The sequence below is a fragment of the Nostoc sp. genome (assembly GCF_036917315.1).
Taxonomy (GTDB): domain Bacteria; phylum Cyanobacteriota; class Cyanobacteriia; order Cyanobacteriales; family Nostocaceae; genus Nostoc.
Window position 1 is genome coordinate 1 of the sequence record NZ_JBALDR010000003.1, and the last position, 24,242, is coordinate 24,242.

Annotated in this window: 13 protein-coding genes; 12 read left to right on the plus strand and 1 reads right to left on the minus strand. The window is 42.3% G+C overall.

The genetic code is table 11. The features are described from left to right. The first annotated feature begins 279 nt into the window (after positions 1–279). The 5 genes from V7K84_RS02195 (at position 280) to V7K84_RS02215 (ending at position 14,239) form a co-directional block, all read left to right on the plus strand. Positions 280–2,616, plus strand: a complete 2,337-nt coding sequence (locus tag V7K84_RS02195) for an EF-hand domain-containing protein (protein ID WP_334835973.1) — start codon at positions 280–282, stop codon at positions 2,614–2,616. Between the two features lie 427 nt (positions 2,617–3,043). Next, positions 3,044–7,333 (plus strand): ATP-binding protein, encoded by a 4,290-nt coding sequence (locus tag V7K84_RS02200; RefSeq protein WP_334835975.1) that lies wholly within the window; start codon positions 3,044–3,046, stop codon positions 7,331–7,333. Positions 7,334–7,727: 394 nt separating this feature from the next. Continuing rightward, on the plus strand, positions 7,728–9,944 hold the full coding sequence (locus V7K84_RS02205) for an EAL domain-containing protein (protein WP_334835977.1): 2,217 nt from the start codon (positions 7,728–7,730) through the stop codon (positions 9,942–9,944). A 928-nt stretch (positions 9,945–10,872) separates the two neighbouring features. Further along, complete coding sequence (locus tag V7K84_RS02210) at positions 10,873–12,456, plus strand: mechanosensitive ion channel family protein (protein ID WP_334835979.1); 1,584 nt, start codon at positions 10,873–10,875, stop codon at positions 12,454–12,456. A 124-nt stretch (positions 12,457–12,580) separates the two neighbouring features. After that, on the plus strand, positions 12,581–14,239 hold the full coding sequence (locus V7K84_RS02215) for a mechanosensitive ion channel family protein (RefSeq protein ID WP_334835981.1): 1,659 nt from the start codon (positions 12,581–12,583) through the stop codon (positions 14,237–14,239). A gap of 659 nt (positions 14,240–14,898) precedes the next feature. Here V7K84_RS02215 and V7K84_RS02220 read toward each other — a convergent pair. Further along, the gene (locus V7K84_RS02220) at positions 14,899–15,840 is read right to left on the minus strand and encodes an N-acetylmuramoyl-L-alanine amidase (protein WP_334835983.1); all 942 of its coding nucleotides are present in this window, start codon (positions 15,838–15,840) and stop codon (positions 14,899–14,901) included. A 584-nt stretch (positions 15,841–16,424) separates the two neighbouring features. Between V7K84_RS02220 and V7K84_RS02225 the strand changes: the two genes are divergently transcribed. The 7 genes from V7K84_RS02225 (at position 16,425) to V7K84_RS02255 (ending at position 24,000) form a co-directional block, all read left to right on the plus strand. Continuing rightward, complete coding sequence (locus tag V7K84_RS02225; RefSeq protein ID WP_334835985.1) at positions 16,425–17,579, plus strand: L-histidine N(alpha)-methyltransferase; 1,155 nt, start codon at positions 16,425–16,427, stop codon at positions 17,577–17,579. A 14-nt stretch (positions 17,580–17,593) separates the two neighbouring features. Next, on the plus strand, positions 17,594–18,196 hold the full coding sequence (locus V7K84_RS02230) for a hypothetical protein (protein ID WP_334835987.1): 603 nt from the start codon (positions 17,594–17,596) through the stop codon (positions 18,194–18,196). An 84-nt stretch (positions 18,197–18,280) separates the two neighbouring features. Beyond that, positions 18,281–22,027, plus strand: a complete 3,747-nt coding sequence (bchH, locus tag V7K84_RS02235) for a magnesium chelatase subunit H (RefSeq protein WP_334835989.1) — start codon at positions 18,281–18,283, stop codon at positions 22,025–22,027. A gap of 64 nt (positions 22,028–22,091) precedes the next feature. Next, positions 22,092–22,958 (plus strand): hypothetical protein, encoded by an 867-nt coding sequence (locus V7K84_RS02240; protein WP_334835991.1) that lies wholly within the window; start codon positions 22,092–22,094, stop codon positions 22,956–22,958. A gap of 61 nt (positions 22,959–23,019) precedes the next feature. Beyond that, complete coding sequence (locus tag V7K84_RS02245; RefSeq protein ID WP_334835993.1) at positions 23,020–23,241, plus strand: type II toxin-antitoxin system HicB family antitoxin; 222 nt, start codon at positions 23,020–23,022, stop codon at positions 23,239–23,241. Between the two features lie 65 nt (positions 23,242–23,306). After that, complete coding sequence (locus V7K84_RS02250) at positions 23,307–23,792, plus strand: PIN domain-containing protein (RefSeq protein ID WP_334835995.1); 486 nt, start codon at positions 23,307–23,309, stop codon at positions 23,790–23,792. Continuing rightward, positions 23,776–24,000: a hypothetical protein gene (locus tag V7K84_RS02255; protein WP_334836047.1), complete on the plus strand. Its 225-nt coding sequence runs from the start codon at positions 23,776–23,778 to the stop codon at positions 23,998–24,000. Before V7K84_RS02250 ends, V7K84_RS02255 begins: the two co-directional genes overlap by 17 nt. Positions 24,001–24,242 lie beyond the last annotated feature (242 nt).

Consider the following 24,242-nt stretch of genomic DNA (forward strand, 5'->3'; position numbering starts at 1 on the left):
TTGTCGCAAATGTTCAATCAGAGAAGTACCCATGATTTTTATCCCCTCAACACTTGCAATTTTACCTGTTTTAGGGAATGAAACAGCCCTGCCTTAAAAAGGGGGGAACCGGAATCAAAGTCCCCCTTTTTAAGGGGGATTTAGGGGGATCTAAAATTTTTGATACCGACAAGAGGACTTTTCAAACATCCTCTTAACAGAACTAGACAGTATTGAAGTAGCTGTTAGAAAACATGGTAAGAAATTTATGAGTGACATATAGAGAATTGGAACAAAACCATGATTGATGAACAAGAAATAGAAAAATTGTGGCAAGCTTTCAAAGTATTAGACGTAGACGGCAACGGAGCAATCTCAACCGAGGAACTGGGGGAGGTAATGCGATCGCTAGGGCAAAATCCCACGGAAGCGGGGCTGCGTGACTTGATTAAGGAGATTGACGTTGACTTATCAGGCACCATCGACTTTGAAGAATTTAAAACGCTGATGATAGCGAAAGTAGGCGATCGCCAAAGCCGCCTGAAGTTAGCCTTCAGTGCCTTTGATGAGGACGGTAGCGGTCAAATTACTGCCGTTGAACTGCGGACAGTGATGAGTCAGTTTGGGCTGACAGACGCTGAATTGAAAGAGATGTTGCAGGAAGTAGATCATGATGGCGATGGCTCAATTGACTTTGAGGAATTCTGTCAGCTAGTACCGGAGGAGTCAGAGAGGAAAACTGGTTATCAAGACTCACCGATTTCCCTGAACAGTTCGCTCAAAACAGTTGCTACTTCCAATGAGGCCGCAGCAGCCAGCACCCAGCCGACGCCAGAAGCAACGACTCCAGAGTTGGTACAGCTAAGAGAACAGTTAGCACAACAACCAAACTCACCGAATCAGAAAAAAAGTGGTACCTCCCCATTACAAATGCAGATTGGTTTGTTTCGTTTGATTCAAGGAGCAGCCTACCGCAGTTTCCGTGAGAGTTTCTCTGCAAATCACGAAACTCACTTGCGGGTGAAAAACTTGCCATACAAAATTACTGATTTTGTGGAGTTTGTCAAACAGGCGATCGCACTTTACAAAGCATTAGGTATAGTATCCGAGGATTGCTACCCCGTTCTGGATGCAGTGGTTAAATCGATTGCCGATGAATATGCTCGATTGCAGGAGCGGATCGAGAACTGGCAAACAGTGGCAAAGACACCAGAAATGTTGGCAGAACAGCAAGCGATTTTAGAAGCGCGGAGTAAATTTGCCAATGTCAAAGAAAAGTTTGCTGCTGGAGTCGAGTTTGCAATTACGATCAAAAAGAAAAGTCTTAGCCTGGGTGACATCGTAGAAGGTGTGCTGGCCATTAACGAACTCAATCGTCTGCGGGGAATAGAACTGAATGAAGAAATGGCTCCACCACCAACTAAATCTCAGGCAAATCCAAAAGACTATTTGCACAAGTGGAATCGCGTCATCCTCTCCCAAGCAACTGAGGAAATAGATGGTGCAATCATGCCAGTAGCATACTGGTATGAAGACTTTATGCCGAAGTTGTTGGCAGCGTTTAGTGTTTCTAGCACAGCAGATATCCAAAACAACACCGTACCCGACCAAGCGGCTTTGGATGAATGGTATCAGCGTACAAAAAACTCAGGAGAATTTAGCCGCTATGGGGCGGATGTTGCGGAAAATTTTCCCCGTTGCACTCCCAAACAGAAATTGATCCTCAAACAAGCATGGCGGTTAACGCATCACTACCTGAATGGAGTCCAGAAACGCCGGGAACGCCTAGAATTTGGGCGAGAATCAGGGGCGCTATCGCAGTATGTAGCATTCATTGATGTCTATCTAGATCGGACTGAAGTTAAGGATTCCCAAATGCGGGTTAGCTTCCCCTATTACATTGGCCCGGCAGTGTGGCGCTTTTTCCATACCACAGCTGAGATTGTCTGTACCAAGACACCAGAAAAGCAAAAAGCCGCAGTCGCAATCTTCAAAGATTTCTTCCAACTGTTTGCCACAATGTACCCCTGTCCTTACTGCCGACACCACCTGAATATGTATGTTGTCCAAAATAAGGAAGTGGATATGTATCCTGTAGAATACCTGGTGCTTGGACGCGATCCCAACCTGATTGACTTTGAGGTATCACTAGAGGCGAAATTATCCACCGTGGTAAATGGTTCCTCTCTGCGGTTATTCTTCTGGAAACTGCATAACACCGTTTCCTCTTCCATTGCGCGATCGGAAGAATGGTATCACAAGGATGAGAAAGCGTTCTACACCACCCGTTTTTGGCCCAGCCTTGACTCTGAGTTAGCAAGAGCCAATGCACTCAAATACACCAGCATAGAAACTGCTCGGATCTACAACATCTACGGAATTCTCAAGCCATTGGCACGGCTGACAGGGGTAAAAACAGAATTGCCAAAGCTACTGGAGAAGGGCGATGCGAATAATCTTAAGGAAGCGTGTATAGTTGCACAGAATCACATCAAGGATTTAGAAGAAGCTGTGATTATCGGGCAGTTTCTCCAAGAGACATACTACTTTGAGCCTAGCCTTGTGGATAAACCTCCACTTTTCACCCCTGAAGAAGAAGAGTTTGCCCGAACTGGTATGTTTACAGAAACGATTTAAATACTTAGGAATGCTTTAATTCCCCTCCTTCAAAGTTTCGTCGGCAGGGGAATTTTAGCGCGACCCATTAAAATCCGTCTGCTTGGGCTACAGCGTGCCAAACGCTTGGGCTAGCGATCGCCCTTGGCGTTGGCGCAGCCATCGCCGTTACAACATTATGGATTGTCTAATGAGAATTGCCCTTGGTAGCTTGAAATATCGATGATATAAAGGAGAAAATAAAAATAGCCAAAGTAGAAACTTGCCTCAAAAAAGCAATTTGAATGCTTTGAAAAGTCACAGCATTGGCATCTCACGCTGTATGTACCTTTGAATATCCTCTAAAATGACTGTTTAGAAGCGTCAAGGTCTAGTTTATAGAGGATTTTCTCTAAAAGACAACCACCGATGTAACCTGTAACCCCACATGACCAATCAAGAGAAATTGATGAAGAACGAATCAACGTTAGCAAGCAATGCCAACGTAAATTTCCTTATCGGTGGAGGTGAAATGGGGGCTAGGATGCGAGAACAGGATTGGTCAAAAACGTCCCTTGGCCCAACACAACAATGGCCACAAAGTTTGAAGACTGCCGTGCGAATTATGCTAACTTGCCGTCAACCCATGTTTGTTTGGTGGGGCGACGAACTGATTAACCTTTACAATGACGCTTACAAGGCGATTATTGGCGGCAAACATCCAGAAGCACTTGGGCAGCCAGCTTCATACGTGTGGCGGGAAATCTGGGATCAGGTTGGGCCTCGCGCCGAATCAGCGATGCTGAAGAATGAGGGTACTTACGACGAAGCGCTGCTGCTAATTATGGAGCGCAATGGCTACCCAGAAGAAACCTATTATACTTTTTCATATAGCCCGGTTCCTAATGACCAGGGCGACACAGGCGGGATCATCTGCGCCAACACAGAGGACACGCAGCGAATTATCAGCGAGCGTCAGTTGGCACTTTTGCGCGAACTCGCAGCAAGGACGGCAGACGCGCGAACATTCGATGAAGCCTGTACGTTGAGTGTGAGTTGTCTGGAGAGCAACCCTTACGATCTCCCTTTTGCAATGATTTATTTGGTCGATCCCGATAAGCAGGAAGTTTTTCTGGCTGGAACCTGCCGCATTGAGCAAAACCACGTAGCAGTTCCCGAAACAGTGGCTCTTGATGCCGATGGGGTTTGGCCCTTTGCAGAAGTAATCGGAACACATCAAGCCAAACTGATTTCCGGTTTGGAAATGTCTTTTAGTAGTTTACCCTGTGGTGTTTGGCAGCGATCGCCCCACCAAGCGATCGCAGTACCCATTGCCCCATCCGGTCAAAGCGGAAAAGCTGGTATATTAATCGCTGGTTTGAACCCCTTCAGGCTATTTGACGACAATTATAAAGGATTCATTGATTTAGTTGCGGCTCAAATTGCAGCCAGCATCGCTAACGCCCAAGCTTACGAGGAAGAACGCAAACGCGCTGAAGCCTTGGCAGAAATCGATCGCGCCAAAACCGTTTTTTTCAGCAATGTCAGCCACGAGTTCCGTACCCCACTTACCCTAATGTTGGGGCCATTAGAGGACACCTTAACCACTTGTGCCACGCTGCTTCCAGCCAAAGAACGAGAGCAGCTAGAAATGGTGCAACGCAACGGACTTCGGCTGCTGAAACTGGTCAACAGCTTGCTAGATTTTTCCCGCATTGAAGCCGGAAGGGTTCAAGCCTCTTATGAACCCACCAACCTTGCCACCTTCACCGCAGAATTAGCTAGTGTATTTCGTTCCGCGGTAGAACGGGCAGGGATGCAGTTATCAGTTAATTGTCCTTCCCTGCCAGCACCAGTGTATGTAGATCGGGAGATGTGGGAAAAAATTGTTCTAAACCTGCTCTCGAATGCCTTCAAGTTCACGATGGCTGGAGAAATTGCGGTCAGTTTGCAGTGGTCAAATGACCATATCGAGTTTGCAGTCAAAGATACAGGAATCGGTATCCCAGCCGCAGAAATTCCCCACCTTTTTGAACGATTCCACCGCGTCAAAGGGGCGCAAGGACGAACTTTTGAAGGGTCAGGAATTGGATTATCACTGGTGCAAGAATTGGTGCAAATGCATGGTGGAACAGTTGATGTTACCAGTCTTCTCGGAGTAGGCAGTTGCTTTACCGTGTCAATTCCAACAGGATATGCTCATTTGCCTCCAGACCGGATTAGTGCCCCGCGAACTTTAGCTTCAACTGCATTAGGTGCAACGCCTTATTTAGAAGAAGCCCTGCGGTGGCTACCGGAAGAGGCAGGGGAGCAGGGGAGCAGGGGAGCAGGGGAGCAGGGGAGCAGGGGGGCAGGGGAGCAGGGGGGCAGGGGAGTAGGGGAGAAGGAAGTATTTTCTCTTCTGCCTCTTTGCCCTTCTGTTCCCTCTGCTCGGATTCTCTTGGCTGATGACAACGCAGATATGCGCGATTATGTTAAGCGGCTATTAAGTCAGCAGTATGAGGTGGAATCAGTGCCGGATGGTTTAGCTGCTTTGGATTCGGCTCGTGGACGTGTCCCAGATTTGGTACTGACAGATGTGATGATGCCTGGATTAGATGGCTTTGGACTGCTGCAAGCATTACGAGCCGATCCGCTGACACAAAAAGTTCCCATCATTCTGTTGTCGGCACGGGCGGGAGAAGAGGCACGGGTGGAAGGGTTAGAAGCGGGAGCCGATGATTATCTGATTAAACCTTTCTCTGCCCGGGAATTGTTGGCGCGAGTAGAGGCAGCCCTAAAAATGGCTCGTCTCCGCCAAGAGGCAATGGAACGCGAGCAAGGGTTGCGAATTGAAGCTGAGGTCGCCAAAGCACACCTAGAGACTGTTATCGCTGGTATTCAAGACCAGTTCTTTGTCTTGGATCGAGAGTGGCGTTATACCTTTGTCAATCAACAGGTAGCAGAAATTGTTGGCATCCCTAAGGAAGAGTTGCTAGGTAAGATCGTGTGGGAAGTGCTTCCCGATATGGTTCAAAGCGAGTTTGATACCCAAGTTCATCGAGCGATCGCCCAAAACACTGTTGTTCAGTTTGAATACTTTTATCCAGCTTGGCAGCGCTGGTTTGAGAATCGCATCTACCCCTTTGCAGAAGGAGTAAGCATTTTTGTTACGGACATTAGCGATCGCAAACAGGCAGAAAAAGCACTTCGTGAAAGCGAAGAAAAGTTCCGCAACATGGCTGATAATGCCCCCTTCATGGTTTGGGTGACAGATACCAATAGCCACTGCACCTATCTCAGTCAAAGCTGGTACGATTTTACAGGTCAGACCGAGGAAATGGGTCTGGGATTTGGCTGGTTAAATGCTGTGCATCCAGAAGACTATAATGACGCCAGGAATGTTTTTCTGGAAGCTAGTAGCAGTTATTCGGCCTTCCGTTTGGAATACCGCTTGCGGCGCAAAGACGGCAAATATCGCTCTTGCATTGATGCTGCGAATCCGTGGTTTGGAGTGGAAGGTCAGTTTAAAGGTTACATCGGCTCAGTGATTGACATTACCGAACGCAAAGCCGCAGAAGCCGAACGCGATCGCCTCCTAGAACTCGAGCAAGCTGCCAGAACTGAAGCTGAAAGAGCCAACCGGATTAAAGATGAGTTTCTGGCGGTACTTTCCCATGAATTGCGATCGCCTCTGAATCCGATTCTTGGTTGGGCGAGACTCTTGCAGACTCGTGAATTTGACGCAGTAGCTCTAAAGAAAGCGATCGCAACTATCGAGCGGAATGCTCAATTACAAGCTCAACTAATTGAAGATTTGCTTGATGTCTCTCGGATCTTACAAGGCAAGCTCAACCTGAAGATGTTACCTGTCAACCTAGTACTTGTGATTGAGGCGGGATTGGAAACAGTACGTTTGGCAGCAGAAGCTAAAAATATTCAAATTCAGACGATGCTGGATGCTTCTTTCGGGCAAGTTTTGGGTGATTCTGGTCGTTTACAACAAGTTATTTGGAATCTCTTATCGAATGCCGTTAAATTCACTCCTGAAGGAGGAAAAATTGATATTCAACTAGAGTGCGTTGACGCTCAAGCTCAGATTACCGTCAGCGATACAGGTAAGGGAATCAGCCCTGAGTTTCTGCCTTATGTGTTTGAATATTTTCGTCAGGCTGATGGCACAACAACCCGAAAATTTGGTGGATTGGGGTTAGGGTTAGCAATTGTGCGTCATTTGATCGAATTACATGGCGGCACGATTCAGGCAGAAAGTTTAGGTGAAGGGCAAGGAGCTATTTTTCGAGTTAGGCTACCACTAATTAAAAAAGATTTAACCCCAAAACAAAATATAGATGTTGCTGCATTAAATCCTTCTCCTTCGATTGAAATCCTTGCAGGCATCCAAATCTTAGTTGTAGATGATGACGATGATACCCGTGACTTCCACACATTTGTACTAGAACAGGCTGGAGCAATGGTGACAGCAGTGACATCAGCAAAAGAAGCATTACAAATTTTGGCAAAGTCACAACCAGATATGCTGCTCAGTGATATTGGGATGCCAGAGATGGATGGCTATATGCTAATGCGCCAAGTTAAAGCATTGCAGGCAAACCAAGCCAAACAAATTCCAGCGATCGCTTTAACTGCTTATGCGGGAGAAATCAATCACCAACAAGCACTTGAAGCAGGGTTTCAAAAGCATCTGTCCAAACCCGTCGAACCAGATAAGTTAGTTAAGGCAATTGCAACTCTAATTGGTAGAAGTGTGCATGTCTAAGTATAGAGTGAAAGCTCATTTACTCATGGCTTAATTTATTAGCTTGTTTCAAATATTTTGTTGTTTATTGAGGTCGATTCATTCTTAAAAAAGATATATTTACTCGGAATTAATCTAGCTAAAAGCTGTTAATAATCTGGCTAATTATACCTTCGTTTTATAATTTAAATTGTTAATATAACTCCTGGCTTTGTTGTTTAATTACACAAAACACATCGGCAATTACTTGGGCTTTTAGTATAAATTTTAGTATGTGTTGCCAAGTCACTTACTCAGCTAAATTATTCAGTTTACTTAACTCATCAAATCTTCATGTATTTGAAGTGTAGTTTATCTTTTACAGTAAAAAGAGTGGGAATAATAGAATAAATCGGATTGAGCAAATTATTTAGCTATGAGCCAAATATGTCCTATATCCAAAACCTGTGCTTGTCGTAATGTTGCACGCTGCCGGACTAAGGAAGCAGGTAGGCTCTTTCTCTGGTTCCCCGTTTCACATACCCTGATAAAAGTCACCTCATACTTACAGCAGTTTTCCTTTAAGTATGAACTGATGCACGAGCGACCAGGTTTGAGTTTGGATTGTAAACCCGGACAGTCTCTAGAAATTGCTCGTAACCTAGCCAAACTACTTGCACCAAGAGAATTAAAAGAGACGCAAGTCCTTTTCATTCAAGGTAATATCCAACCTCAACTCCATGATTTTAGTGACATAGCCTCATTACAACGCTTCATTAAGTTGAACCAATCCGACTGGCTGGTTGAAATGCTGGCAACAGAACGATTTACCAGTTACTTCCAACCAATTGTCTCAATTAACGATACATCGCAAATTTTTGGATATGAATCGCTCTTGCGAGGGCTGGATGAAGAAGGCAATTTAGTGCTACCGACACCAATTTTGGAGTTAGCAACCGAAGCCGGACTTCTACCACAACTAGACCAAGTTGCTCGACTCAGCGCAATCACTCAATTCAGCCGCTATCAAGTGAATGGGCACATCTTCATCAATTTTGCACCAACGTCACTTTATGACCCAGCTTTTTGCCTACGTAGCACGGTGGAGGCAATTGATACTGCCGGAATTTCTCACGATCGCGTTGTTTTTGAAGTTGTAGAATCAGACAATCCTCAAGATTTAGCCCACCTTAAGGCAGTGCTTCGATACTACCGGAATGCTGGATTTTTAGTCGCTCTTGACGATCTCGGTTCTGGCTATTCCAGCCTAAACTTGCTGCATCAGTTACGTCCAGACTTTATCAAGCTGGATATGGAGTTAATTCGAGATGTGCATCAAGACCTTTACAAAGCTTCGATTACCGAGAAGCTTCTGGAGATTACTCAAAAGTTAAATATTCAAACCGTTGCTGAAGGAATTGAGTGCATTGAGGAACTGAATTGGTTGCGAGAACGAGGTGCAAATTTTGCTCAAGGCTATTTGATTGCTAAACCCAGTGCAGCGCCTGTCACTACAACCCCTTACTTTGAGCAAATCTTGTTAACTGTAGCATCGGCAAATTCTAAGGTAGTTGAGCAGGTTCAACACCAAAGCGAGCCTGAGCGAATTGTTGCGGCTGTGACGCAGCGCATTCGCCAATCGTTGGAGTTAGACGAGATTTTACAAACGACAGCAGCCGAAGTGCGACAACTGTTTGAGGTAGACCGAGTGCTGATTTACCAGTTTGAGTCAGACTGGAGTGGATTAGTCGCTGTAGAATCCTTAGCAGAAGGGTGTATGTCGATTTTGGGATTTCACGTCATGGATACCTGCTTTCAATCGACGCGTGCAGCTTACTATCAACAAGGTAACACCAGAGCGATCGAAGACATTGAAACTGCGAGATTATCACCGTGCCATGTTGACCTGCTTAGAAGTCTGCAAATCCGGGCAAACCTTGTCGTACCAATTTTGCAGCAAGGGTGTTTGTGGGGATTATTGATTGCTCATCAATGCCGTCAGCCCAGACAATGGCAACAATCGGAGATTAACTTGTTTAACCAGTTAGCAGGTCAAGCTGCGATCGCTATTCAGCAATCAGAACTTTACCATCAATTACAACAAGCAAACCAGGAATTACAACGCCTTGCCTGTTCCGATGGTCTAACCCAAGTGGGAAATCGACGCTGCTTTGATGACACGTTAAACACGCAGTGGCAATGGTTGGCACGAGAGCAAGGTTCGCTATCTTTGATTTTGTGTGATGTCGATTACTTTAAGCTTTACAACGATACGCATGGACATCTGGCAGGAGATGATGCACTCAGACAAGTTGCTAAGGCAATCTCTCAAACAGTTAAACACCCAGCTGATTTAGTGGCTCGTTATGGCGGAGAAGAGTTTGCAGTTATTTTGCCGAATACTGATATTGAAGGGGCTATTGCAATTGCAAAAGATATTCAGATCAATGTTAGTGCATTACAAATGCCTCATCCCCATTCTCAAGTCAGTGAATTCATTACCCTAAGTCTTGGTGTGGCAACTATCACTCCTCATAGCCAACTATCTCCTGCAATCTTAATTGCTGCTGCTGACCAAGGACTCTACCAGGCAAAAGCACAAGGGAGAAATTGTGTTGTGCAGATGGATTGTGAGAATGCTGATGCTAAATAAGCTGATGCCCTTGTAAGTTGCATACAGGACTTACGCAAAAATTGCTAAAAAGCTTAATTTATGGAACCGCCATCGCGCTTCGCGTCTCGCAGAGAAGACGCCATCGCGTAGCGTCTCGTCAGAGAAGAGCGCCGAGAATTCGTAGAGTGTGCGTAATATCATGTTCGCATAATTTAGTTATGATTTCCACAGTCATTGCACCCCACACGCTAGTCGCTCATGGGGGAAACCCCCAGACGCTCGCGGACTCGCTTGCCGCCGGCGCTATCGCCCGAAGACCGCGCTGGCTGCCCTTAATGCCCTCCCCGCTCTTCGGGAGGGGAGAGCGTAGCTTTGGCGGGGTGGGGTTCTTTGGGTTTATAAGTAATCAAGCGAACATGATATAAGTCCTAGGGTAGTTCAAATCGCTAGAAAGATGTAACGCGGATATACGGAGAGGAAAAGACACATGAACCCACTATCTACGCGCAATTATCGTAGTTAACACCAGAGAAACGCTTCAATGTTATTCAGACAAAAACAATGATTGTAGCCATAATGTTAGCAAACAAAGCTCCAAACTTACTTTCTGTCTATTGTTTAAAAGTTGGCTGAGATTTTCCTCTGCTTAGAGTGATGCAAGAGCGTTAAGTAGAGAGGCATAAATAATTAAAGGTTTGTAGTGAAAACTTTAGCCATCAAGTGAGGGCTAAAGTTCTCACTACAAACTAATCTCAAGATTTTTTACATTACTTAATTTACTTCGATTTATTCTCACTTACTTAAAGTTGGTGAAGATAAAACGAAAAATGAAGGTGTGAATAAAATGTTAATGGCTTGACAAGTTGTGATTATATGAAATAATAATCATCTATGTATAGAAATACCTTGATGCTATCAATAAATTTTCATATACAACTGTTAAATTAATTCAATTTTATGTTCATATATGAATGTATTAATTATTTCAGCTGAAGTCAGCCTGATAATCTTTGTTTTTTTATTACTGAACTGGGTTTTCAGCAAATTATTCAAGCTATTTACTAAAACCTTTATACCTAAAAGCGACAATAGAAGCATCAAAACCCTCCGCCGAAATATCACAGGGTTATTGTTACTTGCTTGTGTGGTGTCGTGCATTCTGATTGTGGGTGCTAATGGTTATCTAGTTTATCGGGGCGAAAACCTTCAGCAATACACACTCTTGTTGATTGAGCGTATCCCATCAAGATTTTGGGTGACACTAGGAATTGGCATAGCTCAAAGTATTGGCACTTTGATTTTAGCGGCGATCGCTCTGAAATTTATCAAATATTGGCTGAAGGTAGCCAGCACTCGCGCCAAGAACTTAGAAAAAAATACTGCTGACGATGAAAGTATTGATGCTTTCTTTAACGCCTTCTATGACAGAATCAGCGGTGGAATCTGGCTGTGGGCTACCATCTTGTGTGCCCAGTTTCTCAAATTGCCAGCAACGGTTTCGGAATATTTGTACATCGCGCTGCGAATCTATCTAATCATTGCCGTCGGGTTGCTTATACTCAAAGCAGTCGCTGCGATCGTTGATAGCCTAGATGCTCTTAGCATCAGATACTCCAATCCTGATAACCTGCTGAGATTCTACGATCGCCTCCGACACCTGATACCCTTTTTAAAGCGCTGCTTGGAATTTGTGATTTATGTCTGCATGGCAACATTGGTGATTCAGCAGGTGCAGTTAATTGCCAATGTCGCAACTTTTGGCCCGCGAATTATTAAGATTATCGGTATCATCTTCATTAGTCGCGTGTTGTTTGAGGTCGTTTACTTACTTGTTGAAGAGGTGCTGTTCAAAGACCAGAATCTAACTGAGATTCAAAGAAGTAGACGCCTGACGCTCGTTCCTCTGTTTCGTAGTTTCTTACAATACTTAATTTACTTTGGGGCTACAGTTTTTATTCTCTATGCGCTGAGTATCGATCCCACTCCCATACTTGCGGGTGCTGGTATTGTCGGCATCGCTGTGGGGTTAGGGGCACAAACACTAATTAATGATATTGTCTGCGGCTTCTTTATTTTGTTTGAGAACTACTACTTAGTCGGTGACTATATTGAAGCTGGAAAAGCCGAAGATAAAGTTGTCGAAGGTATTGTCGAGGCGATTGAACTCAGAACCACTCGTGTCAGACATCCTAATGGTCAATTGCAGATTATTCAAAATGGGAATATTGGCTCAATTACTAATTACTCCAAACAGTATATCTTTGCAGTAGTAGAAGTTGGTGTGCCTTATGATTCCAACTTAGCGCACGTGTACAAAGTCATTGAGGAGGTGGGACAGCAGTTAAAAGCAGACGATCCAGATGTACTCGAAGGCACACAGGTGGATGGAGTCGAAAGTCTAGGAGAGTCTAACTTATTGCTACGAACATTAACGAAAGTAAAGCCAGGAAAACATCTTCAGATTCAGCGCGTTCTTCGGAAGATTTTTACGAATGCACTGCTGCGAGAAGGAATTGTAATTCCCGTGCGCGCTGAAAGTGCCGAAGGTTAATTTGGCACTTTCTTTTAATCAAAAATCACTCAGGAGTCATTTAATTTTGGGTTTTTCCTTCAATCAAAAAGCCCAAATTGGCAGAGCAACTTATTTGAAATTGCAATAATTGAAACAGGCACTAATGAATTATACCCTCATCGCCCAAGCCGCAGAATCTGCATCAAAAGCTTCTGTTGTAGTACCACCACCTCCGACTTTTCCAACGGCGGCACAAATTAGCTCTTTCCTTTATACATTCGGTGCATCTATAGTTGTCGTATTTGTACTCTATATATTACTTTTCTATCTACTGCGATCGTTTCTGCGCCGCACAGAAAAAGATACAGCCTTGTTTATCCTTGGGATCTTACAAATCCCTGCGATCGCTATTTTTATCCTGGCTAGTCTAAAACTCTCTCTGACTCAACTCGGATCGGGGGGAATTATTAATTTAATCGATCGAGGACTCACGGCTTTCCTAATTCTTGGTTTCACTTACGGCATAACTTTATTGTTTACAGAAGCAGCAGTCTACTACTTAAAAGACTACGCCCGAAAAACTGAGGCTGTCTGGGATGACGTATTAATTCCACTCCTACAAAATTTTATCCCAGTCATCACTTACCTAATTGGCATATCTCTGTTTTTCAGCACCATTGGGGTTGATTTAACAGGAATTGGGTTAGCAATAGGTAGTATCACTGTAGTGTTGGGATTAGCAGTAAAAGATATTTTAAGCGATTTTTTCAGTGGGTTAGTTTTACTAGTTGATACACCCTTTAGATTTGGAGATGTCATCTCCATGCCAGATGGTTCAATTGCAATTATCAAACACATTGGTATCCGGGTGACAAAACTATATTTGATTAACGAGCATTGCGAGGTTTATACACCAAACACGACTTTGGGAGGTCAAAACATAGTCAATCTCAGTCGTCCTACAACTCACTACGCTTATACGATTCAAGTGTCAGTGAGAGTTGATGCTGATGCAGTGGTAGCAACAAACATTTTGCAACAAATTATCCTCGGTCATCCAGACACATTAGGCGATATTGATGAAAAACTTCAATATTTAGATAGTTTTGCTGCATTGACAGAAGCCGAGGATAATAAACTGTCAAAAAAAGAAGCAGGGCGGCTGCGTTTATTAGTTGAAAAAGATGTGAACACGCAACTGCAAAAAATTGAGCAAGCATTTGAAGATTTTGTTAGAGAAGTTAAGAAGGTAGAAAAGGGTGGGTTGAATTCAGAAGAATTGAAAATTCTCCAGAAAAATTATTTAGAAATATTGAACATTGTGGGGCTGGTAGTCATTACAGAACGTAAGGGTAAACGTCTGCGATCGCGCCTAGAAGAACAAGAGCCGACTGAGAAACAAACTCTAATTGGTTTGATTCGCCAATGGTATCAAACTTGGTTAAAAGATCCTGATTTAGTAATTGAAGACCAACATCTTTTACCAGACGAATGGGAGCAAAAAATTGACCTTCTGAAGATTAAACTAAATAAATTATTTCAAAAAATCGCAAGTCCTGGAGTAGATGAAACAAGATTAGATGACTATTCCTTAAAATTTGTCGAATGGTTACATGATAGTTTTAAAGAGTCTAATACTGCCTGGAAAGAACCACAAGTTCAGCTAACTGATATCCAAGGCTCTGCTATGCAATTTTCTGTCCGTTTCTATGTTGATAATATTCAGTTAGAACACTGGCGACGTGGAAACCGCGTCCAAAATGAGATACGTCGGGAGATGGTAAGGCAGTTAAGACAAGCCTATATCTACACGCTAGGATAATTCAGTCAGTGAAACCAGAGAATAGCGATCGCTTGTGGATGATGCGATCGCTGTCTTACTGAAATCTCATCTTTAAACTCAGTTATTATAAAAACAACGGTTTTGAATCATATTTTAGAATAAGTGTTGTATCAGGCTTGATATGACATAATAAATAAATTTTAAATTTAATATAAATGTGTTGATTTATACAAAATATTAGTAGTGATTGTTATAGCCTTGAAAAGCCCTTTACTTTTGTACTTTTGGCGAAACTTCACCGCCAAAAAAGCACCAGAGCGATAGGAAATTACCTGTTACCAAATGCGATTGATACTTAATCAAACGCAAACTTGGTTAAGTTAACAGATTCTTGTGAGCAGAATAGGTGATTACCTACGCTCTGGTTATTTCTTTTAATTATTTTATCTCAATGGCTGTAAGCGATATCAATGTTATCTCAAATACTTTGGCAGTTTGTGCGTTTGCCAAAGATATTATGAACAAAATATGGTTGTAAGTTGCTAAAATTAATCCCTTCACTGATTCATTAGGCAAAACAGTTCTGTTAGCATTAACGCGGCGTTTAGCCTGTTGCCAGTTCTGAGTAAAGATGTCAGATTCCCAACTTCTTTACTCAGCACTACTACCCCAGTCTCTAGTCTCTCATCCCCATCAGCCTAACCAATTAATTTCTGCCAGCTAGCAGGCCCGATAATGCCATCAGCATCTAAACCATTTTGCTTTTGAAAGTTTTTAACTATAACCTCTGTTTGCGGCCCGTACACGCCATCATTCTCAACACCTAAACGGTATTGTAAGTATCTGACAACTGCACCACCGGCATGGTTTGGTCTGATAATTCGTTTTGCCAAAATTAGATTTATGGCATTCCATGTAGTTTCGTCAGCAATTCCAGTCGGCTGAACTGCGACAATAGTCTGAAATTTTTCTACAGCAGATTTGGTGCTAGCCCCCGTGAAGCCATCTTCCACTAACGCCTTACCATTTTTATCGGTTATTTTTAGTCTATTTAAGGATTTTTGCAGTCTGAGAATAGTGGCATCTGCATTCTCCTCTTCATCTGGTACAGGGTTAACAGGGGCACTTGGCACTTTACCAGTTAAGCCTTTGACAATTGCATTAGCCATTGCTTCAGGATTAAAAAGATTCATATCTTTTTGAGAATCGAGGAAGCAACATTCTATCAAGATAGCAGGCATATCTGTATTTTTCAGAACATACAAGTGGGAACCACTCTTAACGCCACGATTAAAAAATCCTAACTTGATGATTTCATCTAATACAGGTTTAGCAATTTTTCTACCTGTATCGCTAGTCGCATATACTTCTGTGCCGTTAGCTTGGTTGTTAAAAGCATTAAAATGAATCGAGACGTAAATATCTACTTTACTGGAATTAGCTGTAGAACATCTTTTTGAGAGTGAGTCACGGACTGTATTAGCACTACTTGGTCTACATACTACGACTTCATTTCCTAAAGCTCTTAACTTGGCTATAACTCTATTACCTACATCTAGAGTTAAATTATCCTCGAATTTAATACCTCTAGCTCCTGTATCTGGTGGACAATTGTGCCCGCTATCAATTCCGAATTTCATTATTTCATCCTCAATTTACTTGTTTTTACACTAGTTCAAAACTCTTATAATTATATAGACAAAGTTTGGTTAATAACTTTGTGAAAATACTTGTTAGCAATGGCTGCATTATTTTCAGCATTACTACGCTATTAGACCAAAGAAGTTTTTGTGCGAACCTGAACAGCAACTTTTGTTTGGTAAAATCCACTAATTCAAAGCTATATTTTAACCAAAAACACAACTATTATAAGTTATCAATATCGAGAATAACCAGGAAATTTTTGCAATAAATTGAAATCTAGCAATTGCCTCCATTATTTAGATAATAACGCCTTATAAAAGTGGAAGGCCATGACAAATGTACTTAGTTAAGATGCCCAAATCCTTAAACCGAACACACCCCCTGATGTGAACCTGGGTTTATAAGGTCGTAACCTCTTGACAGACTTTACCCTTGGCTTCATGTTAACCCTGAGCAGCTTAACACATAATACTTTACAGTAATAATGAATACGCGTTCGCCCTTGGCGATGGCTCCGCCAACGCTTCTAGACACCTGTGCGAGATTTATCAGATAAACTGCTCAAGAAACGAGGCTCAACATGGGATCTTTAAATTTTGTGAAGCTACTGGAGAATTCCATCAATGAACCCGGCTTAGGGTGGACTCTCTGCTTTATAGGGGAAAATCAATCTAGCAAACTTGCAGAACTCACGCAAGAATTGAGAGGAGAATTTTCGGCAACAGGCGATGGAAAAGAGATTTTATCTGGTTTTTCCTATTGGGGAATCGGCCCAACCATCGCCTGGGATCATGCCTGTAACGATCGATTCTATCTCGTGATGAAAGAGAGTATAGAGTCTTTTAGATATCGATGGCATCAAATTAATACAAATAATATCAAAGATCAAAAATATCATTATGTAAGTTTAGGCGTAGGCACGGGTGAAAAAGACCAACACATTTTAAGTTTATTGGTTAACACAAATCCCGATTTACTCTACTTTCCAGTTGATATGAGTTCGGAGATGTTAAGGTTAGGTGTACAACGGGCAACCAGAGGATCGCAATTGCAAGGTAGCCATGTATTACCAATTCAAGTTGACTTCTCCATTGAGAGAAATGTTGACGAGTTACGAAAACTACTAGATAGAGTTATCAATAACAGTCCGTTGCTATTTTCGCTATTGGGGAACACATTAGCTAATTTTCAACAAGACACAGAACTGTTGCAAACTCTTTCTAAACTAATGCGACGTGAAGATAGGCTACTCCTAGAAGTAGCGACTACCGAAGAATTAAGCGAAGAAGCGGCACAAAATGCGGCGAAAGAATACGCAAAAACTAGATCGTTTAAAGAGTTTGTTACCAGTGCATTGCTGCAAAATACTGACTTACATATCGACTTAAATAGTGTGTTTTTTGATGGTGCCGTAGAAACTGATAGAGGAATTTTGATAAAAATTTTCTATCGTAACCTAAGTGGAAATAAAATTGAGGTCATGTTACCTGACCGATCGGTAATAAATTTTGAAGACCAAGATACGATTCGTTTATATCTGACTCGGAAATATACTTCTAATGGCATAGATCAAATTATATCAGACAGTAATCTGGTGCTTGTTGATAAGCTACACACAGTATTGGAACCACGTTTAAAGAATGGATTTGGCATGGATTTAATCTTACTTGCCTCTGACTCTTCAGGAATTAAGAATAATTCTTCTGTAGCAAATGATATATGGTCTAAACGGTAAGATGTGAGATAAGTATGAAAAACCTAGTGACCTTTATCACGTTTTTCCCTCTACTTCTGGGATTTCTTCTAGCCGGCGTCTGGTGGACTCAGGGAGGAAGTTTTGAGTCACTACTAACAGGTTTGGGATTATTAGCAACAATTACTGGTATTTTTGGCGAACGATGGGCATCAGCTAACGAAAAGAGGAGAGAATTTCTGCGTGCCTTACTGAATGAGTGCAGATCGAATGAGGTAATTCTATCTGATAACCGCTTCAACCCAAACTCGCATAAGCCGGGACGGCCGATAGTTTTTCCGCGATTAATTATATCTGTTACCGAAACCGCGATCGCATCCAATGTCTTTGCAGAACGTCAAGATAGAGAGTTGTTTTCGCTTATACATCAATGGCGACATACTGCCAATGAGTTTAACCGGAGATTAGATATTACCGAGTTACGTACATTCACAAACCTGTCACCACAAGAAATTCGTTCGTTATACGAAGCGCTACAGGAATCGAAAGAGTTCAATGATGCACTTAATTTGACTCAACACATCACAACTTTTTTGAAATCAAAATATTCACAAGGCAGTGGTGATAGTGAAGTCCTAACTCCTTCAAGGAACTACTGACCGGAATCTGTGGGTAGATATTTAACAATCAGCCTAAAAGCACGTTTAAGATCAAAGTAAAGAAATATTTCGTAGCTTACAGGCATGAAACGCATCGTCTTGATTGCTGGGTTTGAATCATTCAACGCTGACTTGTACAGAAAAGCAGCCTTTTTGGCTAACTCTCGCTGTCCTGAGTTGGATATTCGGGTATTTAGCGATCGCGATCTTACCAGTAAACGCACTGAAGTAGAAACAGCACTTGATGGCGCTGATGTGTTTTTCGGTAGCCTACTATTTGATTATGACCAGGTTGTGTGGTTGCGCGATCGCATTTCCCAAATTCCCATCCGTCTGGTGTTTGAGTCAGCCTTAGAATTGATGAGTTTAACCAAGTTGGGTGACTTTGCCATTGGCGACAAACCCAAAGGAATGCCCAAACCAGTTAAATTCATCCTCGACAAATTTAGCAACGGACGAGAAGAAGACAAACTCGCTGGTTACATCAGCTTCTTAAAAATTGGCCCCAAACTACTGAAATACGTTCCAGTGCAAAAAGTCCAAGACTTACGCAACTGGTTAATTATCTATGGTTACTGGAATGCTGGCGGTTCAGAAAACGTCGCTTCATTATTCTGGACACTAGCAGAAAAATATTTAAATTTAAAAGTCGGCGACATACCCCCGCTAATTGAAACCCCCAACATCGGATTACTCCACCCCGATTATCCAGGATTTTTTGAATCGCCCCGCAAATATTTAGAATGGCATAAAACCCATTGTAGAGAAGCGATTCATCGCGTCTTCACAAATCCCGTCTCCCAAAATCCCGTCTCCCCAGTTATCGGAATTCTCCTCTACCGAAAACACGTCATCACCAAACAACCCTACATTCCCCAACTAATTCGCAGTTTTGAAAAAGCCGGTTTAACTCCTTTACCCATCTTCATCAACGGCGTAGAAGGACACGTGGCGGTACGAGATTTAATGACAACCGACTATGAAATTCAGCAACGACAACTAGGCAATATAGAAACTCCCTCACTATCAAGTGAAGCAGTAAAAGTGGATGCGATCGTTTCCACAATTGGTTTTCCTCTGGTGGGTGGCCCGGCTGGTTCAATGGAAGCTGGCCGTCAGATAGAAGTAGCAAAGCGCATCCTCACCGCCAAAAATGTACCTTATATTGTTGCTGCACCACTATTAATTCAAGATATTTCCTCGTGGACGCGCCAAGGTGTCGGCGGATTGCAAAGTGTGGTGTTGTACGCCTTACCAGAATTGGATGGGGCTATTGATACCGTTCCCCTTGGTGGTTTGGTAGGCGAAAATATTTATCTGGTTCCCGAACGGGTGGAGCGATTAATTGGTAGGGTAAAAACTTGGGTGGCCTTGCGGCAAAAACCTGAATCTGAACGCAAGATTGCCATAATTTTATATGGATTTCCCCCAGGTTATGGTGCTGTGGGAACAGCTGCATTATTAAATGTGCCGCGTAGTTTGCTGAAGTTTCTCCACGCACTTAAAGAACAAGGTTATACCGTGGGAGATTTACCAGAAGATGGGGAAGAATTGATTCGCTGGGTGAAAGAGGCGGATGAAGCTAATCCTCTTGTGGGGCAGTCGTCTCGCCTGCCCCTAGATAATGGCGCTCATGTTGCCCACCCCACAAATAGTGTCAATGTTCGCACATTAGAAAAATGGTTGGGATATCTGCAAACTTCCCGCATCGAAAAACAATGGAAATCTCTCACGGGAACTGGAATTAAAACTTATAGCGATGAATTCCAAATTGGTGGTGTGCAATTAGGGAATGTATGGATAGGTGTACAACCACCTTTGGGGATACAAGGCGACCCAATGCGCTTAATGTTTGAACGGGATTTAACGCCCCATCCGCAATATGCTGCTTATTATAAATGGTTGCAAAATGAGTTCCAAGCTGATGCTTTAGTTCACTTTGGAATGCATGGAACGGTGGAATGGTTGCCTGGTTCTCCGTTGGGTAATACGGGTTATTCTTGGTCGGATATTCTGTTAGGAAATTTGCCTAATCTATATATATATGCGGCGAATAATCCGTCAGAATCGATGTTGGCAAAACGTCGCGGTTATGGTGTGTTGATTTCTCATAATGTGCCACCTTATGGTCGTGCAGGTTTGTATAAGGAATTGGTGGCGTTGCGCGATTTGATTGCGGAGTATCGTGAAGATCCGCAAAAGAATTATGTTTTGAAGGAAGGGATTTGTAAAAAAATTGTGGACTCTGGGTTGGATGCAGATTGTCCCTTTGAGGATGCGAAGAAGTTGGGGATTGCGTTTACTCCTGAGAATGTGCGGATGTTTAGCGGTCATGCTTTTGATGATTATTTGGTGGAGTTGTATGAATATTTGCAGGTTTTAGAAAATCGGTTGTTTTCTTCTGGGCTGCATACTTTGGGGGAAAAGCCGAGTGAGGAGGAGTTGGGGTCGTATTTGGAGGCTTATTTTGGGGGGGAAGAGGAAGAAAACGAACCGCCAAGACGCCAAGAACGCCAAGAAGAAGAAAAGCAAATTACAGATTTGTTGATGCAATCTACGGATGAGTTGACGAATTTGTTAAGGGGGTTGAATGGAGAGTATATTCCGCCTGCGCCTGGGGGGGATTTGTTAAGGGATGGGGCTGGGGTTTTGCCGACTGGGAGAAATATTCATGCTTTAGATCCTTATCGGATGCCTTCGCCTGCGGCATACCAACGGGGACGGGAAATTGGTCAAAAAATTATCGCCCAGCATTTGGATGAATATGGGAAATATCCTGAAACGGTGGCGGTGATGTTATGGGGATTGGATGCGATTAAAACTAAGGGTGAATCTTTGGGGATTCTGTTGGAGTTGGTGGGGGCTGAACCTGTTAAGGAAGGAACTGGTAGAGTTGTTCGTTATGAATTGAAGCCGTTGGCGGAGGTTGGACATCCCCGCATTGATGTGTTGGGTAATTTATCTGGGATTTTTCGGGATAGTTTTGTCAATATTATCGAATTGTTAGATGATTTATTTCAACGGGCGGCTGATGCTGATGAATCGGACGATCGCAATTTTATTAGAAGACACGCTTTAGCTTTAAAAGCCCAAGGGGTGGAAAATGCATCGGCGAGATTGTTTTCTAATCCGGCAGGTGATTTTGGTTCTTTGGTGAATGATAGAGTGGTTGATGGTAACTGGGAATCTGGTGAGGAGTTGGGGAATACTTGGCAGAGTCGCAATGTGTTTAGCTACGGGAGAGAAGATAAAGGTCAAGCTAGACCGGAAGTGTTGAATACTTTGTTAAAAACTAGCGATCGCATTGTTCAAGAAATCGATTCGGTAGAATATGGTTTAACTGATATTCAAGAATATTACGCCAATACGGGCGGTTTGAAAAGGGCAGCAGAAAAACAAGGCGGTAAAAAGGTTACAACTAGCTTTGTGGAAAGTTTCTCGAAGGATACTACACCCCGCAATTTAGATGATTTGCTGCGAATGGAATATCGCACTAAGTTGGTAAATCCCAAATGGGCGCAAGCTATGGCAAATCAAGGTTCTGGTGGTGCTTTTGAAATTTCCCAACGAATGACGGCGTTGATTGGTTGGGGTGGTACTGCCGATTTTACTGATGATTGGGTTTATGACCAAGCGGCTGATACTTATGCGTTAGATGCAGAGATGGCGGATAAGTTACGGAAGGCAAATCCTGAAGCTTTTCGCAACATTTTAGGCAGAATGTTGGAAGCGCATGGCCGGGGTTTCTGGGAAGCTGATGGTGATAAGTTAGATAAGTTGCGCCAGTTATATGAGTTGACAGATGAGGAGTTGGAGGGCGTGACGGTTTAGTGAGTTGTGTACGTTAGGCATTGTTAATGCACTTTACTTAATTGTTGAACTAAAAAAAATATATATGACTTTGTTCTTTTGTGATGAGGCTGCTGAAGACAACGAATACAATGTTATTAGAGATGAACCAAGCTTTTCACAAGATAAAGCATTTATTGAAGAAATGTGGTCAGAGTATAAACAATATGCAGATAGGCATTTTTTATCGGAAAGTAGAAAAAATTTTAAGCAACGTATATGGGAAATGTACTTGACGTGTTCATTGATTGCAAAAGGATTTTCAATTACTTCAGATGATAAAGGGCCAGATATACGTATCTCAAAAGAAGAGGTAGATATTTGGATTGAAGCAGTAGCACCAAAAGCAGGTGAAGGAAATGACGCTGTTACAGAACTGCAACCTCAAACTATTAGAGACGTTCCTGATGATCAGATTAAACTACGTTATCGTTCAGCTATTGAAGAAAAATACAACAAAAAGTATAAAAAATATCTATTAGATAGAATTGTTAAGCCAAATGATTGTTACATTATAGCAATCAATGGTAGTGCGATACCATCTGCTAGAAGTGAAATTGAGATTTCCAGAATTATTCGTAGTGTCCTTCCTTTTGGTAATGAAACTCTAAGAATAGATGTTGAAAAAAATGAATTTGTAGACCGATATTATCAGTATCAAGACAAAGTAAATAAAGTAGCTGGTTCTTCAGTTTCAACAGATATTTTTCTGAATAATCAGTATGATGGGATAAGTGCAGTGTTATATTCATGTGTAGATGCTCTCAATCGCCCACAGAAGTTTGGAGATGATTTTGTGTTACTACACAATCCCCTTGCAAAAAATAAATTAGAACGAGGATTTATTAAACTTGGTAGAGAATATTCGGTCGAAAAGCGAATTTTGGAATCCACTAATTGGTTAAATCAATAAGGCCCTAAAAACACGCTAGCGAAACGTATTTGATATCTCGTAACATTCAAGAGTAAATTATATGGAAAACTCTTTTACTGCTGTATATGAAAAGATAGATGATTGGTATATCGGCTACCTCCAGGAGTTACCTAGCGCTAATGTCCAAGAGAGAACTCTGGAAGAAGCTAGAGAAAGTCTACGGGAAGTGATAGAGTTGATTATAATCTCAAATCGGGAACTCGCAGAGCAACAAATTTCCGGTAAAGATGTCCTCCGTGAACAGATTACTGTCAAATTATAGTCAAAAGACGTGAATTGATTTGCCATTTAGAAAAGAAGAGTTAACCAGATTTAAATTTTATTTAGATGAGCAAACAATATAAAATCTATCTTGATGCTTGTTGTTTGAATCGTCCCTTTGATGACCAGATGCAATCCCGTATTTATTTAGAAGCACAGGCAGTTATGACAATTCTAAGTCAATGTCAATCAGCGACTTGGAAACTTATCAATAGCAGTGCTTTAATCGCCGAATTAAACCAAACACCTGATTTAGAAAGACTACAAAACGTCAAAAAATTACTCGATATTGCTAAAATTAAAGTTATTAATAGCACCTTCATTGAAGACAGAGCCGCTCAACTTCAAAAATTAGGATTCTCTAGCTATGATGCCACCCACATCGCCAGCGCCGAAAGAAGTAAGGCTGATGTATTTCTCACAACAGATGACAGACTCTTCAAAAAAGCTCAAAAAAACTCTCAATTAATTAACGTATTGATTAATAATCCCGTTCAATGGCTGGCTGAAGTAATACAAGTCGAGGAAAGTAATGATGAAAACCCAAAATGAAATTATTAAACAAGGCTACGATGCCTTGATCAATTCTCTGGGAGTTACCGATACTATTCGGTTTATTCAATATTTCAGTCCGGGTAAAGGAGACTACACCAAAGAACGTCATCAATGGCTAGATGAAAAAACTTTGGCGGATGTATTGGTAGAGATTAAAGAATTACCCGAAGACGACACCAATCAATATGATGAAATTATTGAGTAGCAATTTAGAGAATATTTGAATTAATCGCGCTATGCCTTTGACAGCTTGGGGCGCACCACTACGTCCAAATTGAGGCATTTCCTAACCAAGCCCTCTTGCCTTGCCCGTTGAGAAATTTTAATTTCCCCCGTTATCATTAGAATGAGTACGCCTTACTAGTGCAAGCCTCAGTATCAGTCACTACCAGGGACATTCGACAGTTAAATAACTACATACTCCAAGCTAATCAAATTACCAAAGAT

What these genes read in the sequence shown, in the direction of transcription:
- V7K84_RS02220 (WP_334835983.1), bottom strand. Translation starts at nt 15,840, where the DNA reads ATGAAATTCGGAATTGATAGCGGGCACAATTGTCCACCAGATACAGGA.
- V7K84_RS02250 (WP_334835995.1), top strand. Translation starts at nt 23,307, where the DNA reads ATGAGCAAACAATATAAAATCTATCTTGATGCTTGTTGTTTGAATCGT.
- V7K84_RS02230 (WP_334835987.1), top strand. Translation starts at nt 17,594, where the DNA reads ATGAAAAACCTAGTGACCTTTATCACGTTTTTCCCTCTACTTCTGGGA.
- V7K84_RS02215 (WP_334835981.1), top strand. Translation starts at nt 12,581, where the DNA reads ATGAATTATACCCTCATCGCCCAAGCCGCAGAATCTGCATCAAAAGCT.
- bchH (WP_334835989.1), top strand. Translation starts at nt 18,281, where the DNA reads ATGAAACGCATCGTCTTGATTGCTGGGTTTGAATCATTCAACGCTGAC.
- V7K84_RS02205 (WP_334835977.1), top strand. Translation starts at nt 7,728, where the DNA reads ATGAGCCAAATATGTCCTATATCCAAAACCTGTGCTTGTCGTAATGTT.
- V7K84_RS02245 (WP_334835993.1), top strand. Translation starts at nt 23,020, where the DNA reads ATGGAAAACTCTTTTACTGCTGTATATGAAAAGATAGATGATTGGTAT.
- V7K84_RS02200 (WP_334835975.1), top strand. Translation starts at nt 3,044, where the DNA reads ATGAAGAACGAATCAACGTTAGCAAGCAATGCCAACGTAAATTTCCTT.
- V7K84_RS02255 (WP_334836047.1), top strand. Translation starts at nt 23,776, where the DNA reads ATGAAAACCCAAAATGAAATTATTAAACAAGGCTACGATGCCTTGATC.
- V7K84_RS02225 (WP_334835985.1), top strand. Translation starts at nt 16,425, where the DNA reads ATGGGATCTTTAAATTTTGTGAAGCTACTGGAGAATTCCATCAATGAA.
- V7K84_RS02210 (WP_334835979.1), top strand. Translation starts at nt 10,873, where the DNA reads ATGAATGTATTAATTATTTCAGCTGAAGTCAGCCTGATAATCTTTGTT.
- V7K84_RS02240 (WP_334835991.1), top strand. Translation starts at nt 22,092, where the DNA reads ATGACTTTGTTCTTTTGTGATGAGGCTGCTGAAGACAACGAATACAAT.
- V7K84_RS02195 (WP_334835973.1), top strand. Translation starts at nt 280, where the DNA reads ATGATTGATGAACAAGAAATAGAAAAATTGTGGCAAGCTTTCAAAGTA.